Source organism: Staphylococcus sp. HMSC061G12, assembly GCF_001838465.1.
Classification (GTDB): domain Bacteria; phylum Bacillota; class Bacilli; order Staphylococcales; family Staphylococcaceae; genus Staphylococcus; species Staphylococcus simulans.
Map to the genome: position 1 here is coordinate 1 of NZ_KV837007.1, position 2,949 is coordinate 2,949.

Below are 2,949 nucleotides of genomic sequence, written 5' to 3' on the forward strand. Positions count from 1 at the left end.
TAATATATTTAGGATATCCTAAATATATTATTTACGCAAGTGAAGAAAGAAGGGAATAGCGTGTTAGATGTACAAAACTTGTCAGTGGTTTATGATAATCAAACCCGAGCTTTACAAGATGTTTCTTTACAAATGATAGAAGGACAAATTGTTGGGATTATTGGCCCAAATGGGGCAGGTAAATCAACTTTGATTAAAGCAATGATTAATTTAATACCACACAAAGGACAAACATTTTTTAAAAGTAAGCCTATACATAAGCAACTTAAAAATCTTTCATACGTCGAACAAAAAAGTAATATCGATACAACGTTTCCTATGAAAGTTTTAGATTGTGTCATTTTAGGTATATACCCTCGGTTAAAACCGTGGCAGTTACCTGGGAAAAAAGAAAAAGCAATGGCAACAGAAGCCCTTAACAAAGTGGATATGTCGGAATATAAAGATCGACAAATAGGGGAGCTATCAGGAGGACAATTTCAACGAGTGTTAATTGCTAGAACGTTAGTTCAGAAAACAGATTTGATATTACTTGATGAACCTTTTGTTGGCATCGATATTACAAGTGAAAATATCATTGTTGATTTATTAAAAGAACTAGCTGAATCTGGAAAAACAATTTTAATTGTTCATCATGACTTATCCAAAGTCAGTAAATATTTCGATAACCTTATTCTTTTAAATAAACATTTAATCGATTTTGGTTCTGTTGAAAATGTGTTTACGGGAGATAACTTAGCACAAGCCTTTGGCACAAATATTTTGATCCCTTCTGAAAGTGGGGATAAAAATGATTAGTCAATTTATACATGAGTTATTTCAGTTTAGTTTTCTTCAAAGAGCACTTGTAACTTCTGTTGTCATCGGAATCATCTGTGGCGTTATTGGTTGTTTCATCGTATTAAGAAGTTTGGCGCTAATGGGAGATGCTATCTCACATGCAGTTCTACCGGGTGTAGCTATTTCTTATATGATGGGCATTAATTTTTTCTACGGTGCGGTAGTCTTTGGGATTATGGCAGCTTTAGGAATCGGTTTCGTTAACCAAAACAGTAAAATCAAAAGCGATTCATCTATAGGTATTGTTTTTTCTGCCTTTCTAGCTTTAGGGGTTTTACTTGTTACGAAAGCGCAATCGTCCATAGATTTAACGGAAATTTTATTTGGTAATGTACTGACAGTTAAAGAACAGGATCGAACATTAACATTTATTGTCGCTGCGATTGTCTTAATTATTGTAGTGATCTTTTATAAAGAATTTTTACTATCAACGTTTGATCCAACCATGGCTGCAGCTTCAGGTTTACCAACAAAATTCATCCATTACACAATCATGGTGTTATTAACGTTAGTAACTGTTGCCTCATTACAAACCGTCGGTGTTATTTTAGTTGTTTCTTTATTGATTACGCCAGCTTCGACAGCTTATTTACTGACTAAAAGACTATCAACCATGATTCTTTTATCAGCGTTGATAGGTGCTATTTCATCTATTATTGGGTTGTTCTTTAGTTTTACATTTAACTTACCTTCAGGTGTGGTTATTGTATTAGTTATTACAGCTATATTTATTATCACATTCTTCTTAGCACCTAGAAATGGGCTATTGTGGAGAATGATTAAACATTAACTTAGGAGGATTTTTATAATGAAAAAAGTGATATTATTTTTATTCACCATTACACTTTCTGTTGTTTTAGCAGCTTGTAGTAATGGAGATAAAGACGGTGATTCAGATAAAGAATTAGAATCAGTAGATAAAGATAAAATCAAAGTGGTCACAAGTTTTTCTATGATTGATGATATGGTTAAAGAAATTGGCGGAGAGCACGTTGAAGTTAAAAATTTAGTGCCTACAGGCACTGACCCGCATGACTACGATCCTAAACCAGATGACATTAAACATATCTCGAGTGCCGATTTGGTTTTCTATAATGGATTGAATTTAGAAGGTGGCAGTAAAGGTTGGTTATTTAAAGCTTTAGAGTCTTCTGATTTTTCAAAAGAAAATGCGATAAAAACAACAGAAGGTGTTAAACCTAAATACATTAAAGATGAAGATGGCAAAAAAGAAGTGAACCCTCATGCATTTATTGATCCGAAAGTAGGAGAAAAAATGATTAAAAATATCACGAAATCTTTATCTGAAAGAAATCCAAAAAACAAAGATTATTATAAAGAAAATGAAAAAGCATATTTAAAAAAATTACATAACATCGAAGATGATTATGAAAAACAATTAGGCGATATTCCTAAGAAAGATCGTGTTTTTGTAGCGAGTGAACAAGCTTTCCAATATTTAACAGACCGTTATGACCTAAAAGAAGGTTATATTTGGGCGATAGACACGGACGAGAATGGATCTCCAGAACAAATCAAAGATTTAGTAAAATTTATTGATAAAAATGAGCCATCTCACTTATTTGTAGAATCAAACGTAGATAAGCGTCCAATGGAAACCGTATCTAAAGAAAGTGGCGTATCAATTTACAAGAAACCAATTTACTCTGATGAAATTAGTAAAGAAGGTGGCGTAGCTGATACTTATCTTAAATATTTAGAGTATAATTTAGATGTTTTAACTGATGGATTGGAAAAATAACAATGAAACTAAAAGTGAGCGTTATTGTCTATATAGATAATAACGCTCACTTTTTTACTTATCTTTTGGAAGAGATGTTTCGTCTTCATATCTTATTAAAGGGAAAAATATGAAGAAGTTTGAAATTATCATTTTTACAGTTTAATAAAGTTTAGAATTTTAAATTAAAAGAAGCAGGTTATTGTATAACATATTATCATTTCCTAATGTGTTATACAATCACTTTTTACTCATTTTATTAATTATTTTGTTCTTTCATTTTTAATTCGATATACGGTCTGTCTTGTAATATCTACTTCTTTAGCAATTTTACGGTTCTGTTGCAAAGTAAAAAATATAGCTAACCA

4 protein-coding genes are annotated in these 2,949 nt (G+C 31.6%); 3 read left to right on the forward strand and 1 reads right to left on the reverse strand.

Annotated elements, in window-relative coordinates; translation table 11 throughout:
• The first annotated feature begins 60 nt into the window (after window positions 1–60).
• From HMPREF2937_RS00695 to HMPREF2937_RS00705, 3 genes are read left to right on the forward strand one after another with little or no spacing between them, the layout of a single operon-like run.
• On the forward strand, window positions 61–798 hold the full coding sequence (locus tag HMPREF2937_RS00695) for a metal ABC transporter ATP-binding protein (RefSeq protein ID WP_070684413.1): 738 nt from the start codon (window positions 61–63) through the stop codon (window positions 796–798).
• A complete protein-coding gene (locus HMPREF2937_RS00700) occupies window positions 791–1,630 on the forward strand; it encodes a metal ABC transporter permease (protein ID WP_002497486.1) in 840 nt (279 codons plus the stop codon). Before HMPREF2937_RS00695 ends, HMPREF2937_RS00700 begins: the two co-directional genes overlap by 8 nt.
• Before the next feature lie 18 nt (window positions 1,631–1,648).
• Window positions 1,649–2,602 carry a metal ABC transporter substrate-binding protein gene (locus HMPREF2937_RS00705; protein WP_070625389.1) on the forward strand — a complete coding sequence of 318 codons (954 nt, stop codon included), beginning with the start codon at window positions 1,649–1,651 and terminating at the stop codon, window positions 2,600–2,602.
• A 242-nt stretch (window positions 2,603–2,844) separates the two neighbouring features.
• Here HMPREF2937_RS00705 and HMPREF2937_RS14205 read toward each other — a convergent pair whose 3' ends face one another.
• A complete protein-coding gene (locus tag HMPREF2937_RS14205; protein ID WP_239478529.1) occupies window positions 2,845–2,928 on the reverse strand; it encodes a helix-turn-helix domain-containing protein in 84 nt (27 codons plus the stop codon).
• Window positions 2,929–2,949 lie beyond the last annotated feature (21 nt).